The organism is Trueperella abortisuis (assembly GCF_030811095.1).
GTDB lineage: Bacteria > Actinomycetota > Actinomycetes > Actinomycetales > Actinomycetaceae > Trueperella > Trueperella abortisuis.
This window is the reverse complement of the sequence record NZ_JAUSQL010000001.1, coordinates 2,214,574-2,232,865: the sequence shown is the minus strand read 5'-3', so window position 1 is coordinate 2,232,865 and position 18,292 is coordinate 2,214,574. Positions and strand designations below refer to the sequence as shown.

General features: G+C 64.6%; 14 protein-coding genes. 8 read left to right on the top strand and 6 right to left on the bottom strand.

Annotated features, from left to right (window positions below):
• The first annotated feature begins 30 nt into the window (after positions 1–30).
• From J2S45_RS10035 to J2S45_RS10015, 5 genes are all read left to right on the top strand, one after another.
• Positions 31–651, top strand: coding sequence for a nucleotide exchange factor GrpE (locus J2S45_RS10035; RefSeq protein WP_307635308.1), 621 nt, complete (start codon positions 31–33; stop codon positions 649–651).
• A gap of 34 nt (positions 652–685) precedes the next feature.
• Entirely contained in the window at positions 686–1,672 is a 987-nt protein-coding gene (locus J2S45_RS10030; protein ID WP_307635307.1) for a J domain-containing protein, read from the top strand.
• 74 nt (positions 1,673–1,746) lie between these two features.
• Positions 1,747–2,265, top strand: a complete 519-nt coding sequence (locus tag J2S45_RS10025; protein WP_307635306.1) for a heat shock protein transcriptional repressor HspR — start codon at positions 1,747–1,749, stop codon at positions 2,263–2,265.
• A 4-nt stretch (positions 2,266–2,269) separates the two neighbouring features.
• Positions 2,270–2,980: an NUDIX hydrolase gene (locus J2S45_RS10020; protein WP_307635305.1), complete on the top strand. Its 711-nt coding sequence runs from the start codon at positions 2,270–2,272 to the stop codon at positions 2,978–2,980.
• A 139-nt stretch (positions 2,981–3,119) separates the two neighbouring features.
• On the top strand, positions 3,120–3,365 hold the full coding sequence (locus J2S45_RS10015) for a hypothetical protein (protein ID WP_307635304.1): 246 nt from the start codon (positions 3,120–3,122) through the stop codon (positions 3,363–3,365).
• Positions 3,366–3,426: 61 nt separating this feature from the next.
• On the opposite strand, the gene J2S45_RS10010 is transcribed toward J2S45_RS10015, so the two are convergent.
• From J2S45_RS10010 to J2S45_RS09995, 4 genes are all read right to left on the bottom strand, one after another.
• A complete protein-coding gene (locus tag J2S45_RS10010; protein ID WP_307635303.1) occupies positions 3,427–4,761 on the bottom strand; it encodes an MFS transporter in 1,335 nt (444 codons plus the stop codon).
• 87 nt (positions 4,762–4,848) lie between these two features.
• Entirely contained in the window at positions 4,849–5,583 is a 735-nt protein-coding gene (locus J2S45_RS10005) for a glycerophosphoryl diester phosphodiesterase (protein WP_270976049.1), read from the bottom strand.
• Between the two features lie 272 nt (positions 5,584–5,855).
• Positions 5,856–7,943, bottom strand: coding sequence for an alpha/beta hydrolase family protein (locus tag J2S45_RS10000; protein ID WP_307635302.1), 2,088 nt, complete (start codon positions 7,941–7,943; stop codon positions 5,856–5,858).
• A 9-nt stretch (positions 7,944–7,952) separates the two neighbouring features.
• A complete protein-coding gene (locus J2S45_RS09995) occupies positions 7,953–8,693 on the bottom strand; it encodes an NADPH-dependent F420 reductase (RefSeq protein WP_307635301.1) in 741 nt (246 codons plus the stop codon).
• A gap of 172 nt (positions 8,694–8,865) precedes the next feature.
• Between J2S45_RS09995 and J2S45_RS09990 the strand changes: the two genes are divergently transcribed.
• Positions 8,866–12,453 (top strand): ExeM/NucH family extracellular endonuclease, encoded by a 3,588-nt coding sequence (locus J2S45_RS09990; RefSeq protein ID WP_307635300.1) that lies wholly within the window; start codon positions 8,866–8,868, stop codon positions 12,451–12,453.
• Positions 12,454–12,720: 267 nt separating this feature from the next.
• Positions 12,721–13,626: a tRNA glutamyl-Q(34) synthetase GluQRS gene (gluQRS, locus tag J2S45_RS09985; protein WP_307635299.1), complete on the top strand. Its 906-nt coding sequence runs from the start codon at positions 12,721–12,723 to the stop codon at positions 13,624–13,626.
• A gap of 156 nt (positions 13,627–13,782) precedes the next feature.
• Here gluQRS and J2S45_RS09980 read toward each other — a convergent pair whose 3' ends face one another.
• Entirely contained in the window at positions 13,783–13,995 is a 213-nt protein-coding gene (locus J2S45_RS09980) for an Rv0909 family putative TA system antitoxin (protein WP_270976116.1), read from the bottom strand.
• Positions 13,996–14,229: 234 nt separating this feature from the next.
• A complete protein-coding gene (locus J2S45_RS09975) occupies positions 14,230–15,267 on the bottom strand; it encodes an Fpg/Nei family DNA glycosylase (RefSeq protein WP_307635298.1) in 1,038 nt (345 codons plus the stop codon).
• A 235-nt stretch (positions 15,268–15,502) separates the two neighbouring features.
• Between J2S45_RS09975 and clpB the strand changes: the two genes are divergently transcribed.
• A complete protein-coding gene (gene clpB, locus J2S45_RS09970) occupies positions 15,503–18,139 on the top strand; it encodes an ATP-dependent chaperone ClpB (RefSeq protein ID WP_307635297.1) in 2,637 nt (878 codons plus the stop codon).
• The last annotated feature ends 153 nt before the right edge of the window (positions 18,140–18,292 follow it).

Here is an 18,292-nt window from a genome sequence, read left to right as displayed (position 1 = left end):
CCGTACAGGCTTTCGGAGAAAGGAATGGGCATGACGAACGAGGATTTTACGGGCCAGCCCGACGACGAGCGCGTAGCGGCCGGTGCTAACCCCGCCCCTGACACGGGGGCAGGGGCTGACGACGCCGCAACCCAGCCCGTCGCCGCCGCGGGCGAGAGCGAAGACAAGGAGCCAAACGTCGTGGAGGAGGAGCTGTCCGAGCTGGACAAGGCCCTCCTGCGCGTGAGCGAACTGGAGGAGGAGCTGGCGCGCCGCAAGGCGGACCTGTACAACCTCGGTCAGGAGTACAACGGCTACGTCAAGCGGTCGAAGGCGGAGGCGCGCGCACAGTACGAGGCGGGCATCACGAAGGTGATCGACACGTTGCTTTCGGTGCTCGACGACGCCGCGCTTGCCCGTCAGCATGGGGACCTCACGGGTCCGGCCGGCGCGGTTGTGGACAAGCTGGAGCAGACGCTCCAGACGAACTTTGGGCTGGTGCGCTACGGCGAACCGGGCGACGAGTTCAACCCCGAGCATCACGAAGCGCTGATGAACCAGACGTCCGCGGACGTGGAGGTTCAGCAAGTGGCGCACATCATCCAGCCCGGCTACAAGCAGGGTGAGAAGGTTGTGCGACCGGCGCGCGTCGGCGTCGTGAGCCCGGAATAGAAGACGAACAGTGACGAAGGCAAGGAGGTGAAGAATGGCAGCTAGTCAGGATTGGATGTCGAAGGACTTCTATGCGGCGCTGGGTTTGAAGAAGGATGCGACCGAGGCCGAGATTAAGAAGGCCTACAACACCTACGCCCGTAAATACCACCCGGATCGCAACCCTGGTGACAAGGAGGCGGAGGAAAAGTTCAAGGCGGCCTCCGAGGCTTACCAGGTGCTGTCGAATGCGGAGGACCGCAAGCAGTACGACGCGATTCGTTCGATGGCCGGTGGCGGCGCGCGATTCTCACCGGGTGCCGGCGGGTTTGAGGACATCTTCTCAAACTTCGGCGGCGGCAACGTCCGCTTTACGACGAACGGGGCCAACCCGGGCTTCGAGGACATCTTGTCGCAGATGTTCGGTCAGGGCGCGCCGCAGGCGAACTCGCAGGGAGGCTACGGGTTCTTCGGTTCACGACGCCGCCCGCAGCGTGGCGCCGACGTGGAGACCTCGATCTCGATCCCGCTGCGGCAGGCGGTGGACGGCACCACCGTCACCGTGACGAGCAACGGGGAGAAGGTCACGGCGAAGATTCCCGCTGGGATCGCGAACGGCCAGAAGATCCGTATCAAAGGCAAGGGCGGCCTGGGGCAAAACGGCGGCGAGCGCGGGGACGTGCTGGTCAAGGTAGCCGTGGAGCCGCACCCGGTCTACGAGTTGGACGGGCGGGATGTGTACGTCAACGTGCCCGTCTCGTTCGACGAGGCGGCGCTCGGTGCGACGATCGAGGTGCCTACCCTTGAGGGAAACACGGTCAAGGTCAAGGTTCCGGCCGGCTCGAGCTCGGACAAGGTGATGCGCGTTCGCGGAAAGGGGCTGGCGCGCCATCACGGGCCAAAGGGCGACATGTACGTGCGCCTGAAGGTCGTGGTGCCGAAGCGGCTGTCGGAGGAGGCGCGTGCCGTCGTCGAGCAGTTCCGCGACGTGACCGCCGATGCCGATCCGCGCCGCGACTTCGCGCAAATGGCTAAGATTTAGGCAGGCGCCCGCCGGGAGGCCGGCGGGCCGCGAGGCGGCCCGCCGCTAAGCCGGCCAGCACAAGGAGGTGAGTGATGGCGAAGGTATCGAAGTCGGCGCCCATTTTGTCAGTGACGGTGGCCGCCGAACTGGCGGGAATGCACGCCCAGACGGTGCGCCAGTATGACCGGATGGGGCTTGTCACCGCTCACCGTACGCGCGGCGGGGGTCGGCGCTATTCTTTGGCCGACGTCGACAAGCTGGTTGAGATCCAGCGCCTGTCCCAGGAGGAGGGCGTGAGCCTGGCCGGCATCGCGAAGATTTTTGCGTTGCAGGCCAAGTTGGACAAGGCGGAGCGGGCGCGCGAGCGTCTGGAGCGTGAGAACGCTCAGCTGCGCACTGCGCTCGGGCTGCTACGTGACGAGCTGACCCGGCGCGACGCCCGCCTGAACAGGGTCTTCGCCGCGGCCCCGTCTGGCGACGTGCTCATGGCCGAGCGCTTCGAGGACCTGCGCTCCGCGCTGCGCGAGCAGATGGAGCGCGAGCGGATGGAGGCCGGCAACGACGTCGTGCTGTGGCGTCCGCGCTACCTCGTGCCGCAGGGGCTGTTCTAGAACCATGGGCGGGATGCCCACGGGCGGGCTTGCAGGTGTGCCTGGTAAGCCGGAGTCAAAGCCGGGTTGCGGGCGGCTGACTGGCGGCCGGTTACGCTCGGCGCTCCGGGCGAGTCCGGAGGCTATCGTGGACGCGGGGCACCCTGTGCCTGAGGGCGGCATGCGCCGGGCGGCGGTGCTGATCCTGCTCGATGCCGTGGAGGACCCTGCCGTCTTGCTCACCGAGCGGGCGGCGAACCTTCGAACACACGCCGGCCAGGTGAGCTTTCCCGGTGGCAGCATGGACCCGGGGGAGAGCGAAGAGCAGGCCGCGTTGCGCGAGGCGTGGGAGGAGTGTGCGATCCCCAGCGCGGGCGTGCAGGTGTGGGGTCAGCTTCCGGCGAGCTCCTTGCCCGTGACCTCGTTCTCGGTCACGCCCGTGGTAGGTGTGTGGGATTCGGCGCTGGCGCTGGAGCCGGTGCCCAGCCCCGCGGAGGTGGAGGCAATTCACCTGGTGAAAGTGGCCGATCTGGCCAACCCTGCCAACCGCGGGAGCTGGCAGCGGCAGGTGGCGGGCAGCGTGCACGCCGGCGCAGCATTTCGGGTGGGTGACCTGGTGATCTGGGGATTCACGGCGATGTTGCTCGATGGCCTGCTGGAGGTGGCAGGGTGGTCCGAGCCGTGGGATGCACACCGTCCGATTGGGGTGCCGAAGAGGTTCGGCGGTTGGGACTAGACGGCCGAGTCTTCCGCACGGTTTGCCGACGATCGGAGAACGCACCCTCTGCCATCGCCATCGCCAGATCGTGGTCTGGCGGATTCAGCCTTTCATCACGACCAAATTGCTGGACATGTTGACGGTGGGGGTGTAGCTCTTGTTTATGGTTACATCGTCCAATCTCTTCCAAGTCCGGGGCTATCCTTCATGGCTTGTTTCGGCATTTTCTGAACGTTACGCGGGGGCAATTTCCACTTTTGCGATCACACTTCTGGCGTTCGACTTGACCAACAGTGCAACTGCGGCCGGCACGCTCGGCGCAACGCGGATGCTTATCGCCTATGGGCTTGCGATCTTTGGCGGGGTTGTCGTCGATGCCTATGACCGGCGTCGGTGTGCGTAGACGAAGAGTCGGGACAGCCCTGGGACTGTCCCGACTCTCTACTCGTAGAGCGAGCCCGCCGTTATGCGCGACTGGCATCCGCGCGAGCGGCACGACGGTTGATAATGTCCAGCGTCCAGGCGGCGACCGCGCCCACGATGGCGACCGCGATCGTGATCATGAAGACCTGCTGGTAGCCGGCTGTCGGATTGTCGCCGGCGCGCTCCACAAGGCCAGCGGTGAGTGGATTGCCCCAGAAGATGGAGGCGTAGGCAAGGAAGGATCCGACGGCCATGGCAGAGCCGTTAATCGAATCTGGCAGGTCCAACTCGGCGATCGGGGCGAGAATGACTGCCTTGCCCATAAAGACGCCGAAAGCCATAACGATCAGCAGTAACATTGCTACGATGACGTTCGTGCCCGGTATGAGGAAGAGGATGCCGGTCCCGATAGCGATAATCGTCAAGGCAACGGCCATCATGCGCGTGGAGGACTTGAAAACATAGTCGGCGAGGAGACCGGCGACCAGTCCGGCAAAGATGCCCACAAGACCAGTATTGAAGATGCCGAAGGCGCCGGCCTGAGCTGCACTTGCCTCGTACACGAGTGAGAGGTACGGCGCCGAAGAGTAGATGAGGTTGACGTAGCACCAGTACACGCACATGGCAGCGATTCCGGCCATCCACACGCGTGGCTTGGCGAGAACATGGATGAGGCCACGTAGGGCGGCCATGTTCGCCGTATCGTTAGAACTCTCAGGCTCCGCGGTGGCGTTCTTCGGCACGAACCTGAGGATGGCGAGGATGAGGGGGATGAGGATAAGTGTGTAGGTGATCGCAGCGATTCGCATTACGGTGGTTGCCTGGTCGGCGAAGATAGCGAGAAGGCTGACGACGGCGATATTCATCGTGAATTCGACCGCGCGGCGAATCGACTCAAGCAGACCCATGGCTAGACCGCGACCCTCCTTATCCTGGTCCTTTGAAAGGAAGGCAATTCCGTTGACGACGGCGGGCCAGCCGATAGCATCCCAAATGCCCCAGGAAATTGCGATTGCCACCATGATGTTGAAGGATAGGCCGGGGATCAGATAGAGCGCGAGAGCTGTGCCCATGCGCCAGGCTGACCAGGCGACCAGGATCTGGCGGATCGTGAATCGGTTGTTGACCCACCCGCCGGGTATGTACAGGAACATGGCAATGCCAAGCCATCCCATGAGGGTGCCGAACTGGCCGATGGAGATGCCGAGCACGTCGGTTAGGGGCAATAGTAGCGATCCTTTGAACGCCTCAAAGGCGGAATAGGTGAGCTGGCCAGCGAGCACGACTGTCAAGAATGGCGCGGCTCGCCCTTTCCTCAGGAAGACGGGAATGCGGCTACGTCTTTTGGGTTGCTGAAGTGCGCTGGGTGTGGACATGATTCTCCTTGGGTGGTGAGTTACGTGGATGGGTTAGATGAGCGCGGCCCGAGGAGCGAGCAGCGCTCTAGATAAAAATGTGAGTGCTTACTTCGCCAGATGTGCGAGCAGGTGCGGGACGTCGGAGAAGACGCCCGTGACGCCCCAATTGAATAGTTCGTTGGCGCGGGCCGGGCTGTTGACCGTCCACACGTTGACGCCGTAGCCAGCCTCGCGGAAGGCGTGAACCATCTCCGGGGTGAGGCCGTCAGAATCCGGATGGATGTAGTCAGCTTCCAGAAGCTCAAGGATGGATCGCCAATCGGGCCAGAGGTTGTCCTTGACGAAGAGGGCGCCGATGGAGAGCTCGGGGGCCTTCGTCTTGATCTCCCGCAATAGCAGGTGGTTGAAGGAGGAGATGATGAGCTCGGGGCCGTCGAGCCGCTCAAGCTCCTTCAGGACGTTGTCCACCAAGAGGTGGCTCATACGCGCGCCAGCCTCATTCGACTTGAACTCGATATTGGCGTTCATGCCAGTCTCATTCATGAAGTCGACCAGCTCGTGCAGTGTGGGGATCCGTTCACCTGCGTATGTCGGGCCAAACCAGGACCCGGCGTCGATGTTGGCAAGGTCGGCCCGGGTGAGTCCGTAGTACGAGCCCGAGCGATTGGTGGTTCGATCGAGGGTGGTGTCATGAATGAGGATGGGTGTGCCGTCTCCGAGGATGTCAACGTCCGTTTCGATCCAGGTCAACCCGCGGTCGGCGGCTTCCTGGAAGGACGACATCGTGTTTTCGGGCCTGAGCCCGCTGACTCCTCGGTGCGCAAAGATACGCTGCTCCATGTTCACACTCCTTTGTGGAACGACGAAAAATGACTGACTCAGCATAACCGTGCAGTGAGCCGCGCTTTTACCGATGTCGCCACGATGAGAAAAGGTGCATAAAGCGGTCAATTCGACGAAATGATGTTCGGCGTAGAAGGTGCCGCCGCGCGGGGTTCGGCTTCGACCTGAACCCCGCGCGGCGCGGCACCTACCTATTTGGCCTATCCAGCCCCTGCACTCCGCCGGTACACGCCCCAGCACTCCGGCCGGTACGCGCACCCGCGCCGGGCTTAGCCGAGCAACTCGGGCGTGTGCCAATCCTTGCCGAGCACGTGTTCATCCACGAAGGCCATGACGGTTTGGTACCACACGAGCGAGTTCGAGGGCTTGAGCACCCAGTGGTTCTCATCAGGGAAGTAGAGGAACTTGTGCCCGCGCACCTTCGCCACCCGGTTAAGGGCCTGCCACAGTGCGTGGCTCTGCGAGATCGGCACGCGGTAGTCGCGATCCCCGTGGATGATGAGCATCGGCACCTCGATCTGGTCTGCGAAGCGGTGCGGGGAGTAGATCGCCTCCTGGGAGGGCATCATCCACTCGTACCAGCCGCCGTTGTCGGTGGTGCCTGCCATCTGACCGACGTTCCATAGCGAGGCGTGGCTGACGATGCAGGAGAATCGGGTGCCCGTGTGGCCTGCCATCCAGTTAGCCATGTATCCGCCGTAGGAACCGCCGAGCAGGGCGGTGCGCTTCCCCGAAACGTCAGCGCGGGCCTCCGCCGCGCCGACGAGCGCGAGGATATCGGTGTAGGGAGCATCCCCGATCGCGTCATTGCCGCGGTCGATCATGTGCTGGCCATACCCGGTAGAGATCGCAGGGTCCGGCAGGAGTACGGCGTAGCCCTTGGCAACGAACGGACCGGGGTTCCATCGCCACGTCCAGTCGTTCCACGTGCCCCACGGGCCACCATGGACGAAAACGAGCAGGGGAGCGGGTTCCGCCGCGCCGGCACCCTCCGGCAACCAGAGCCAGGCACGCACCTGCGTGCCGTCCTCGCCGCGGGCCGTCACCTCGTCAAGCCGGCCCGGAGCCTCGACGACCGGGGTGAGCTGCGCGAGCTCCGTGACCGTGCCGTCCAGCGCCACGTGCACCGGGCTGGGCGGCCGATTAATCGCCGAGCGTAGGGCGTAGATCGCCCCGTCGCGCACGCCCATGTTCGTGTATGCGAAGTCGTCCTCCGTCAAAAGCGAGACCGAGTCGCCTGCCAGGTCCACCACGTAAAGGGATTGCCGGCCCCTCCGCGGGGCGCCGAGCACGAAGGAGGACTCACTCAGCCACGCGATATCGCTTGGCCAGTCGTCAAAATTCACTCGCGTGTGCTCGCCGCTGGCTCGATCCCAGACCTGTGCCCAGAACTGCAGCGGTTGGCCGTCAACGTTGCCCGACTCCGCGAAGACAATCGCCTTCGTCCCGTCCGGCGAATAGCAACCTCCCGAATAGGACAGATGGTTGGGTGCATCCTCCCGCTCACGCGGGGCAATCGCCACCTCGCGCGCCTCGCCCGGGGCCAACTCGATCTCCCACACCGAGGAGACCTCCTCGGTGGAATCCTTGACCGTCTTTCCGATCGTCACCAGCGCCCGTGCGCCGTCCGGGGAGAGCCTCGCATCCTGGAGTCGGCCCGGAGGCGTTGCGACGGGGCGAAGCGTCAGCTCCGAGGCAGGCAGTTTCGCCGCGCCCTCCGCTGTATCATTGCCCGCGCCGCCCGAGCCATCGCCATGGCCTGCGCTGTCACCGGCGCCCGCCTCGCCGAAAGCCGCCGGCCCCTCGGGTGAGAAGTCCTCCAGCTGCGGAGCGTCCGCGATGAAAAGCTGCGGGTAGGCCGGCCCGAGGTCGTGATCCCAGAAACGCACGGGGAAGCCCTCATGCAGGATCGCACTGACGCCGCGTTCCTTACGCTTGGCCACAAGCTGCGCGTCCTCCTCCAGTGAGCGGCCGGGGAAGACCGCCACCGTGAGCAGTAGCTTGCCACCCTCGGCCGACACCGAGGCGATCTCGCCCGGCGTGCGTAGCACCACCCGCGCCTCCCCGGCAGGCGGGAGCATCCAGAGTGCGTTCGACTCGCCCTCGCCGCCGTCGTCATCACGCCCAGACGTGAAATAGATCTCCCCGCGCTCGCCGATCTCCATCAGACCCTCACCCTTCGCCGAACGGGTGAGCGTGCGTGGCGCGGCGCCAGTGATATCCACCAGCGTGGAGACATACTTATCCTTCTTCTTGGACAGGCGCGCCACGGTGGCGACCGTGCGCCCGTGCTTCGTCACAAGCGAGGTCACGCGCGGCTGCGCAATGAAGCTTTCCATCGAATCGAACATCGTCATGCCCTCATCCTAATTCGCCCCACCGACATATTTTTCCGAACTCCCACTTTGCCGCTCGCGCCCAGGGCAATCTCCGTGCTCGCCCAGGTCAAAGGGCGCGGCTTGGTGATCACCGAGCCGGCGCAAAATGCGGGTCAGCTGCTCCGCCGTCCGCCAGCCGCCGTTGAAGATCTGCGTACCCGGCCCAAATAGCCGTCCATTCGCCAGCGCCCCGGCGTCTACCGGTGCAAACCCGAGCGCGTCGACGATTAGCGCGGCCGCAAACCGGGCCTCGGCGTCGTCGGCGGCAACGCACTGCCCGCGGCGGTAGTCGGCGGAGGAAGGGCGCGCGTCAAAAGAAAGATCCGAGTATGCCAGGTGGTTGAGCGTCTTGACGACGCGCGTTGCGGGAAACAGCTCCTGCGTGACCAGACTCGTCCCGCGCGGATCCTGGGCAAAACGGCCGGCGGCGTCGAGCCGCGGCCAATAGTTCGCGACGTCGATCGCGAGCCGCCCGTCGAGCGCGGCGGCGGGGATCGTCTCGAGTGCGGAGAGCGGGATGGCGAGGAAAACCGGGGCCTTCGGGGGAAGATCCGCGATGTCGGCGACGTCGATCGCGCGGGCTTGCGTGCCCAGCGTGGCGGCAAGTTCGGCGGCGGGACGACGCGCGGCGACGTACGGCGTCGTGCCGATGGAAATGAGGCGTTCGGCAAGCGACAGGCCCATGAGACCGGCACCAATGATGGCGACGCCGTGGCGAAATATGTCCATATAAGTCCTTCCCAATTTCATCTTATAGTTCGTTTGCCAGCGTGTAAGCTTGTTAGATGCCTCAGGGAACAACGGTGTTAACCGCACGGACACGAATTTGTCGGAGACGGTCAATATTGTCGTGACTAAGGCGTGCAAACACGCATGACCCACCACACGAAGGGACACTCTGTTGAAACGTAGACATTCACTGATCGCGGCCCTTGCCGCAACGGTGCTTGCCGTGCCGCTGGCCACGCTGCCGGCGCAGGCGGAATCCGCGGGCGCCACTGACCTCATCATCAGCGAATATGTTGAGGGCTCGCACCAGAATAAGTACATCGAGCTGTACAACGGCACGAATTCCGAGATCGATCTCAGCCAGTACACGGTCGAGCTTTATTCAAACGGCGCGACCACGACGGGCAGCAAGCAGACGCTGTCGTCGGTGCTCGCGCCGGGTAGGACATTCGTGCTTGCTCATTCCCAGGCCAACATCCACGATTCGTCGCTGACCGTTCTGCCCAGCGCCGTTGCCAACTTCAACGGCGACGACGTGCTCGTGCTGAAGAAGGGCGACCAGGTGGTCGATTCCCTCGGCAAGATCGGCGATTCGACTGAATACGGCAAAGATAAGACTCTCATCCGCAAGCCCGCCGTGACCGCGGGCGACACGAACCCCAATGACGCGTTCGACGCGACGATCGAGTGGAACACGATGCCCAAGGACGACATCTCCGACCTTGGCAAGCACACGATGACTGGTTCGGGGGCGGTCGACCCCGATCCGAGTCCAGAACCGAGCGGTGATACGGATCCCAGTCCGGAGCCGCAGCCCGCGAAGATCACGGCCATCGCGGATATCCAAGGTGAGGGCGAGTCGACCCCGCTGAACGGGGAGGTTGTGACGACCGAGGGCGTCATCACGGCGCTCTACACCACGGGCGGTTTCAGTGGCTTCTACATACAGACGGCGGGCACTGGCGCCACCCATGAGGGCAAGGCCTCGCACGGCATCTTCGTCCACGACGGCGGCCTGAAGTTCGCCAAGAACCTAGCCAAGGGCGATTTCGTGCGCGTGAGCGGCACGGCGACCGAGTATTACAACTTGACCCAGATCGCGAACCTCACGGCTGTGGAGAAACTGGACAACACGAACGTCGTGGTCCCCACCCCAGTGGTTCTCGACACGTTCCCGGTGGGCAACGAGGCCCGTGAGAAGTACGAGGGCATGCTGGTCGATATCCAGGCGCCGATGACGATCACGAACAACTACCTGCAGAACAACACCAGCAAGAACAAGACCATCTTCACGGCGCGGTGGGGCGAGCTCGGCCTTACCCCCGGCACGGAGCCCCTGCGCCAACCCTCCGACGTCTACAACCCGAACCAGAACCCCACCGAGATCGCCAAGCTTAACGCCGACAACGAGGCCAAGCTCGTCAACCTCGACGACGGCATCTCCTACGATCTGGTCAACTTCCGCTACAAGAACCACCGAATCCCGGTGTCTTACCTCGACGTCAAGACCCCCGCGCGCGCAGGCGCCCATGTGACGTTCAAGAAGCCGATGATTATCGACTACCGTGACAACACGTGGAAGATCCAGCCCACCGAACCGATCAACGTGGAAGGCACCGAGGAGAACTTCACCGACAATTCCTCTACCTGGGTGTCGTTCTCCAACAACGAGCGTCCTGCCGCTCCCGCAAACAGCGGCGACCTATCGCTAGCCACCTTCAACGTATTGAATTACTTCATCACCACGGGTGACCAGCTGAATTGCAAGGGCTACGCCGATCGTGAAGGAAACCTGATTACCGCGAAGGGCTGCGACGCCCGTGGCGCCGCCGACGCCGAAAACCTCAAGCGTCAGCAGGACAAGATCGTCACCGCGATCAACCAGCTCGATGCGAGCGTGGTTGGCCTCGAGGAGATCGAGAATTCCAAGCGGTTCAACAAGGATCGCGACGCCGCCCTTAACAAGCTTGTCGCCGAGCTCAACAAGTCGGCCGGCACGGAGAAGTGGGCCGCCGTCAAGTCCCCGTCGCAGGTTCCCGCGAGTGAGGACGCCATCCGCCTCGCGTTCATCTACCAGCCCGCGAAGGTCGAGCCGGTGGGCGAGTCCAAGATCCTCATCGGCAACAAGGACTTCACCGGTTACGCGCGCGAGCCGCTGGCACAGGAGTTCCAGGCTCTGGACGGTAGCGGCAAGGCCTCGGGTAAGTCGTTTGTCGCTGTCGCGAATCACTTCAAGTCCAAGGGCAGCCTTGCCAACAGCTCGGATACCGACGCTTACCAGGGTAACAACAACAAGCTGCGCGTGAAGCAGGCCCAGGCCCTCCTCGTATGGGTGGACGAACAGTTCGCTGGCAAGCCGGTCTTCCTGCTTGGCGACTTCAACGCCTACTCGGCCGAGGACCCGGTCCTCACGATCAAGAGCGCCCACTACACCGACCTCGCCGCCGAACTCGCACCGGACCAGCAGACCTACCAGTTCTCCGGCTACCACGGTTCACTCGACCACGTGTTCGCCAACGAGAAGGCCTATGAGCTTGTAGCCGGCGGCGGCGTCTGGGTCATCAACGCGGACGAGCCGCTCGCCTTCGAGTACTCGCGCTACAACTACAACATCAAGTACAAGGATCTCTACGACACGACGGCGTTCCGTTCCTCGGACCACGACCCGATCAAGATCAACCTCAACATCCTCGGCAAGCCGATGCAGGTGACGCCTGTCGCCCCGAGTTTCAATGAGGATTCTGGTGTAGTGACGGTTCCGTCGGTTGATGGAGTGGCATACCGCGTTGGCGGTGAGATCGTTACTGGCACGGTGGCGGTCGAGCCTGGCCAAACGGTGACGGTCACGGCTGAGGCTAAGGCTGGGTTTGTCCTAGCTGAGGGCGCGACAACGTCCTGGGAGTTCCAGGCGAAGGCAGTGGTTCCGGAACCTGAGCCGGAGCCCGAGCCTGAGCCGGGGCAGTGTCAGGTGATGGATCGTCCGGTGTCGCCGGCGCGCGGGAGTGGCGTGTTGGGTGATGCTACGGGTGATCGTTTTGCTGACTTGTGGTCGGTAGATGAGTCTGGGGCTATCCATTTCTACGTCAACGATGGCACGGGTGGGTTCTACCATAAGGGCATCGTGGGCTGCGCCGAGCGGCCGATCACACACATCAGCGCGATCCGGGACCTTGACGGCGACCTGCGCGCCGACCTCCTGGTGCGCTACGACAACGGGGACCTGTACTACTTCCACTCGCGAGGTGATGGGTTCTTGACTAAGGGCGTTCAGGCGGGCCATGGCTGGAATGGTATGGACAATATTGTCTATGCCGGCAAGCTTGGTGCCTCGAGCGCGGATTATGTGGTGGCCCGTGAGGTGGCTAGTGGTGACTTGTACCGTTACCAGGTCGGTGATGGTGGCTTGTTTGGGGGGACGAAGATTGGTCATGGCTGGTCGGCGATGACCACGATTTTGGCCCCGGGCCAGTTCGTGGGCAGCTCTTACAGTGACCTGGTGGCGATTGCGGCTGATGGTTCGATGTATGCCTATGCGGGTAGTGCTGATGGTGGGGTCTATGGTGTGGGCCGGATTGGTCATGGCTGGGATCACTTTGTTCAAAGCAGTGTTCCTGGTGATGTCGATGGTGATGGGCGCCTTGATCTGATCGGTATCCGCGAGGATGGGAAGATGTTTGCCTACAAGAACCAGACCAATGGCTGGTGGGGTGTTGCCCGCCAGGTTGGCCATGGCTGGCAGGCGATGGTTGCGATCAGTTAGCGGACCGGTGGCAGGGCCCACGAATGGGTCCTGCCCGCCATGCTAGGTACGTGTGGGCCCGGAGTTTTCCGGGCCCACACCCACACTCACCACCCGGCACCGGGCCGGCGGACAACGAGCCCGGCGGGCCGGCGGAGAACGACCCCGGCGGACCGGCGGACAAGGAGCCCGGCGATGAGGGCGCGCCTCGCGGCACGACGAGGAGCGGGCCGCGTAGCGCTAGCGTCAATCAGCCGTAAACGGGGTAGGGCGCGGTAGACTGGCGCCGTGACCGGCCGCTATGCACCCTCGCCCACGGGCGACCTTCATCTTGGAAACCTTCGAACCGCCTTGCTCGCCTGGGGCTTTGCCCGCCGCGCGGGCCTAGGCTTCCACATGCGGATGGAGGATCTCGACGACCGGGCCCGGCCCCAGTACTACGAACGCCAGCTCGCCGACCTTGCGGCGATCGGGGTCGACTGGGATGGCGACGTCCTCTACCAATCCACTCGCACCGCCCGCTACGACCAGATCTTCGCAGGGCTCGCCGCCCGCGGCCTCCTCTACGAGTGTTACTGCACCCGACGCGAACTGTCCGAGGTGGCCGCCGCACCCCACCGGCCGCCGGGAGCTTACCCGGGCACGTGCCGTGAGTTGAGCGAGGCGGAAAGGGAAGCCGGCCGTGCCAAGCTCGCGGGGATGAACCGCGGTCCCGCCTACCGGCTGCGGACTGACGTCGTCGAGCTTGAGGTGACCGACCGGCTGGCCGGCCGATACGTCGGTGCTGTCGACGATTTCGTGATCCGCCGCGGCGACGGCACCTATTCCTACAACTTCGTCTCCGTCGTGGACGATGGGGACTACGGCGTCACACAGATCGTCCGCGGTGACGACCTCCTGCCCTCTACTCCACGTCAGGTCTACCTCCAGCGCCTTCTCGGCTATACGAGTCCCGAGTATATCCACGTACCACTAGTGCTCAATCTTGACGGAGTGCGGCTGGCCAAGCGCGATGGAGCGGTGACCCTGGCCGATCTTGGCTGGCGGCCCGAGGCGGTTCGCGCACTGCTCCTCGAGTCTCTTGGCTTGCCGGCGGACGCCGGCGCGGACGACATCGTGCCGGAGGCGATCCCGCGCGAACCCTGGCTCTTAGATGTCGCAGCGCTCGAGCGCGAGCCACACTCCTGTCCCTGACGCCCATCTGGGGTGCGTGGAAAGGTCGGCCGGTTGGCGGCCTTGTCCCTGACCGCCCATTTCTGAGCCGAATCGCCCGCTTCATGCGCGCGCTCTCGAATGGGCATACAAGTGGGGCGCGGACCCACGGTCCGCGCCCCACCCGGCTAAAGAATGCTACGACTCGTCTGCAACCGGGGACTGAGCTGCGATTGAGCTCTCGTTGCCCACGCGGGCATCGATCTCATCGCGGGCTCGTGCAATTTTGTCGGCGTGCTCGGCGCCCACCTTGTCCTTGACGAACTTCTCCGCCTGGTCGAGGGCCTTGTCCGAGTACTCCTCCGCCTGGTCGCTGGTGAGCATTTCCTTGGCCTTGTCAAAAATACCCATGTGGTCCGCCCTTCTCTTCGGTGACGCCGGTTCACCCGGTTACCAACATCCTAGCGAGTGCCGAGAACGAGGAAAAGGGCAGGATTGCGCCGTGAGTGAAGGGGGTGCTGGTGCCAGTTGCACACTCGCACGTGCGGGCGGCTTTGTTGCGGAGTCTGCGGCCGTGGGGCTGCGTGCCCAGGTATTCGTGCCGGGGTATTCGTGCCGGGGGCCGGCGGACTCAGACGCCGCGGACTAATGCTGGCAGCCTGGGCACCAGAACAGGCGCCGTCCCTGCATCTCCGCTTCGCGTACCGTGGCTCCACAGCGCAGGCAGGTCCGGCCCTGCCTGTGGTAGACGGCGAAGCGGGAGGCTTCGGGGTCACCGGGGAGAGGCTCGGCGGGCGCAAGCTCGGGGGAGATGGTGCGGATGGTTCCGCGGGTGAGACCGTCGCCCATGAGGGAGACGAGGTCGTCCCAGAGGTCGGCGAGCCTGCCGACGCCGACCCGCGCGCCCACCCGGTAGGGGTGGATTCCGGCGCGGAAGAGCGACTCTGCGCGGTAGATGTTGCCCGGGCCGGCCGCTACAGATTGGTTCATGACGAGCGCGCCCACCGGCGAGCGCCGTGCGCGGACCAGCTCGATGAAGCGCTCGCGGTCGCCGGGAGCGTTGCGTAGCGGATCGGGACCGAGCCGGCCGACGACGGCGGCCACCTCGTCGCCCGTCTTGATCGCACACTGGTTCGGGCCGGACAGGTCGGCCGAGCCGTGCTCGGTGAGGAGACGCAGGCGAACCGCGCCGCGCGGTGCCGGCGGGCGCCAAGCTTCGACGTCGTGGTTTCCGGGCCCGGAGGCGCGAGTGGTGGCCGGCCCGGTCACGTGAATGGCGGTGGGCGCCGCTGCCCGCAACTCGGTGGCCTCCTCGCCGATGAGGATGTGGGGCGCCCCGAGGAGGCGAGAGGAGAGGAAGGCGGCGTCGCCGTTGAAAACCCAACGGCCGTATAGGCCCAGGTGTACGTGGAGCCATAGGAGATCTGGGTCCAGTGCGGCATCGGGAAGCTGCGTTGCGTGCTCGCCGGCGCGTCCGCTTCCGGCTCCGGCGTTCTGACCTCCCACCACGAACGGCACGAAAAGGTGCTTGCCCCAGGCCTGGGCGGGGAGGATGAGAGAGCCGTCGAGGATGTCGGCGCCGGCGGTGAATCGGCCCTGCGGCGAGCTGGCGCGCACGATCTGCCCGGCGAAGAGTTCGCCTAGCACGAGGGCGAGTCGGTGGATGGAGTGTCCTTCTGGCATGAATCCAGTCTAGGGGCGAGGTCGCGGCAGGGAAAACCAGCTTCCCTCTAGACGTACTAACTTGAGCGCGATAGACTCAACTTAGTTGATGTTGTGGACGACTACTTCGGACGCCGCACCTCACCCGGCCGCCCAAGGCAACGCGAACGGAAACGCCCCGCGAACGCCCGAAGCGCGCCGCCGGGAACGTGTCCGAAACCCCGCCCGCAACGCCCGGACATTTTTGGAGGTCTCAATGGACAAACTGACGACGAAATCGCAGGAGGCGATCGCGCAGGCGCTCACTTCTGCCACTCAGGCGGGTAACCCGCAACTCGAACCAACCCATATTCTTGCTGCCCTGCTCGATCAGAAGGACGGCATCGCGAACGTGCTGCTGGAGGCGGTGGGTGCCAACCGTGGCGACATCGCGCAGCGAACGCGCGCCCAGCTGGCCACCCTACCGGGGGTGACGGGATCGAACTCCCAGCCGCAGGCCTCGCGTAACACGTCCCTGGTGCTGGCGGATGCGGGCAAGGAGGCGACAGCCCTGGGCGATTCGTACATCTCCACCGAGCACCTGTTGCTGGCGTTGTCCAGCTCCCAGAGCTCGGCGGGTGAGATTCTGCGTGCCGCCGGCGCGGGGCATGACCAGCTCACGACTGCCCTGCCTACCGTGCGCGGGAATCGCAAGGTGGATTCCCCGGACCCGGAGGGAACATTCCAGGCGCTCGAAAAGTACGGCTCGGATCTGACGGCGATGGCGCGCGAAGGCAAGCTCGACCCGGTGATCGGCCGTGACGCCGAGATCCGCCGCGTCGTGCAGGTCCTATCCCGGCGTACGAAGAACAACCCGGTGCTGATCGGCGAGCCGGGCGTGGGCAAGACGGCCGTCGTCGAGGGCTTGGCCCAGCGCATCGTGGACGGCGACGTGCCCGAATCCCTGCGCGGCAAGCGCCTCATCGCGCTCGACATCGCGGGTATGCTCGCGGGCGCGAAGTATCGCGGCGAATTCGAGGAGCGCTTCAAGGCGGTGCTGGCGGAGATCAAGGACTCCGACGGCGAGGTCGTGACGTTCATCGACGAGCTGCACACGGTGGTTGGAGCAGGGGCCGGCGGGGATTCCTCGATGGACGCGGGCAACATGCTCAAGCCGATGCTAGCCCGCGGCGAGTTGCGCCTGGTGGGCGCCACGACCCTCGATGAGTACCGTGAGCACATCGAGAAGGATCCGGCGCTCGAGCGGCGCTTCCAGCAGATCTACGTGGGCGAGCCGTCGGTGGAGGACACCGTGGCAATCCTGCGCGGAATCGCGCCGAAATACGAGGCTCACCACAAGGTGACGATCTCCGACGGCGCGCTCGTGGCCGCGGCAACGCTCTCGGACCGCTACATCTCGGGCCGCCAGCTGCCGGACAAGGCGATCGACCTGGTCGACGAGGCGGCCTCCCGGCTTCGTATGGAGCTCGACTCCTCCCCGGAGGAGATCGACGTGCTCCAGCGCCAGGTGGACAGGCTCACGATGGAGAAAACCTACCTTGAGGATACGGAGGAGGACGACGACGACGCCGGCGCGGCCGATCGCCTGGAACGCATCAAGGCGGAGTTGGCTGACAAGACCGAGGAGCTGGCCGCGCTCAACGCCCGCTGGGAGGCGGAAAAGGCCGGGCGGAACAAGGTTGGCGAGTTGCGCGTGCGGCTCGACGAGCTGCGCACCGAGCTGGAGAAGGCGATCCGTGAGGGTCGCTACGAGGAGGCTGGACGCATTCAGAATGGCGACATCCCGCAGGTGATGGAGCAGATCGAGTCCGGCGAGGCGGCGGAGCGTAGCGAGGACCGCGGCGAGCCGATGATCGCGGAGCGCGTGGACGCGGACGGTATTGCCGAGGTGGTGGCCGCCTGGACGGGCATCCCGGTGGGCCGGCTCATGCAGGGCGAGACCGAGAAACTGTTGACCATGGAGGACCATATCGGTGAGCGCCTCATCGGCCAGCGCGCGGCCGTCGTGTCTATTGCGGACGCCGTTCGCCGCTCGCGGGCGGGGGTTGCCGACCCGAACCGCCCCACCGGCTCGTTCATGTTCCTCGGCCCCACGGGCGTGGGTAAGACGGAGCTGGCGAAGGCGCTCGCGGACTTCCTCTTCGACGACGAGCGGGCGATGGTTCGCATCGACATGTCGGAGTACTCGGAGAAGCACTCGGTGGCGCGCCTGGTGGGAGCCCCTCCGGGATACGTCGGTTACGAGGAGGGTGGCCAGTTGACGGAGGCGGTGCGGCGCCGGCCCTACGGCGTCGTGCTGCTGGACGAGGTGGAAAAGGCGCACCCGGAAGTCTTCGACATCCTGCTTCAGGTGCTCGACGACGGGCGGCTGACGGACGGCCAGGGCCGCACGGTCGACTTCCGCAACACGATCCTCATCCTCACCTCGAATATCGGCTCCCAGTTCCTCATGGACGAAACGCTCGATGAACACGAGAAGAAGGAATCGGTGCTGGCGGGGGTGCGGGCGCACTTCAAGCCCGAGTTCCTCAACCGGCTCGACGACATCATCGTCTTCGACCCGCTGACCCTCACCGAGATCTCGCAGATTGTGGATCTGCAGATCGGGCAGATGATGAAGCGACTGGCCTCGCGCAGGATCACGTTGGAGGTAACGGAGGGAGCAAAGTCGGTGCTCGCGATGGAGGGTTATGACCCGGCCTACGGGGCCCGCCCGCTGCGCCGCCTCATCCAGCGCGAAATCGGCGACCAGCTGGCCAGGCTCTTGCTGTCCGGCGAGGCGCAGGACGGCGACGTCGTGCTGGTCGATTCGGCCGACCTTGACACCTCCGCGCTTGACGGGGCGCCCACGCACCGGCTGGTGGTGAGGCCGAAGTCGGCCGAGCGGGTCTAAGTCGACCGAGCGGGCCTAACCCGCCGGGGCCGAGCCCGACCAAGCGGGCCGAGCTCGGCCGAAGCCGACTCGGGCCTTACTGTGGCACCCGGACGGACTGTGGGCTTATCTGCGCTGACTTCGCGGATAAGCCCACACCCGTCTCATGAGGCA

What these genes read in the sequence shown, in the direction of transcription:
- J2S45_RS10025 (WP_307635306.1), top strand. Translation starts at nt 1,747, where the DNA reads ATGGCGAAGGTATCGAAGTCGGCGCCCATTTTGTCAGTGACGGTGGCC.
- J2S45_RS09995 (WP_307635301.1), bottom strand. Translation starts at nt 8,693, where the DNA reads ATGGACATATTTCGCCACGGCGTCGCCATCATTGGTGCCGGTCTCATG.
- J2S45_RS09980 (WP_270976116.1), bottom strand. Translation starts at nt 13,995, where the DNA reads ATGGGTATTTTTGACAAGGCCAAGGAAATGCTCACCAGCGACCAGGCG.
- J2S45_RS09975 (WP_307635298.1), bottom strand. Translation starts at nt 15,267, where the DNA reads ATGCCAGAAGGACACTCCATCCACCGACTCGCCCTCGTGCTAGGCGAA.
- J2S45_RS10005 (WP_270976049.1), bottom strand. Translation starts at nt 5,583, where the DNA reads ATGGAGCAGCGTATCTTTGCGCACCGAGGAGTCAGCGGGCTCAGGCCC.
- J2S45_RS10010 (WP_307635303.1), bottom strand. Translation starts at nt 4,761, where the DNA reads ATGTCCACACCCAGCGCACTTCAGCAACCCAAAAGACGTAGCCGCATT.
- J2S45_RS10030 (WP_307635307.1), top strand. Translation starts at nt 686, where the DNA reads ATGGCAGCTAGTCAGGATTGGATGTCGAAGGACTTCTATGCGGCGCTG.
- J2S45_RS10020 (WP_307635305.1), top strand. Translation starts at nt 2,270, where the DNA reads ATGGGCGGGATGCCCACGGGCGGGCTTGCAGGTGTGCCTGGTAAGCCG.
- J2S45_RS10000 (WP_307635302.1), bottom strand. Translation starts at nt 7,943, where the DNA reads ATGACGATGTTCGATTCGATGGAAAGCTTCATTGCGCAGCCGCGCGTG.
- clpB (WP_307635297.1), top strand. Translation starts at nt 15,503, where the DNA reads ATGGACAAACTGACGACGAAATCGCAGGAGGCGATCGCGCAGGCGCTC.
- J2S45_RS10035 (WP_307635308.1), top strand. Translation starts at nt 31, where the DNA reads ATGACGAACGAGGATTTTACGGGCCAGCCCGACGACGAGCGCGTAGCG.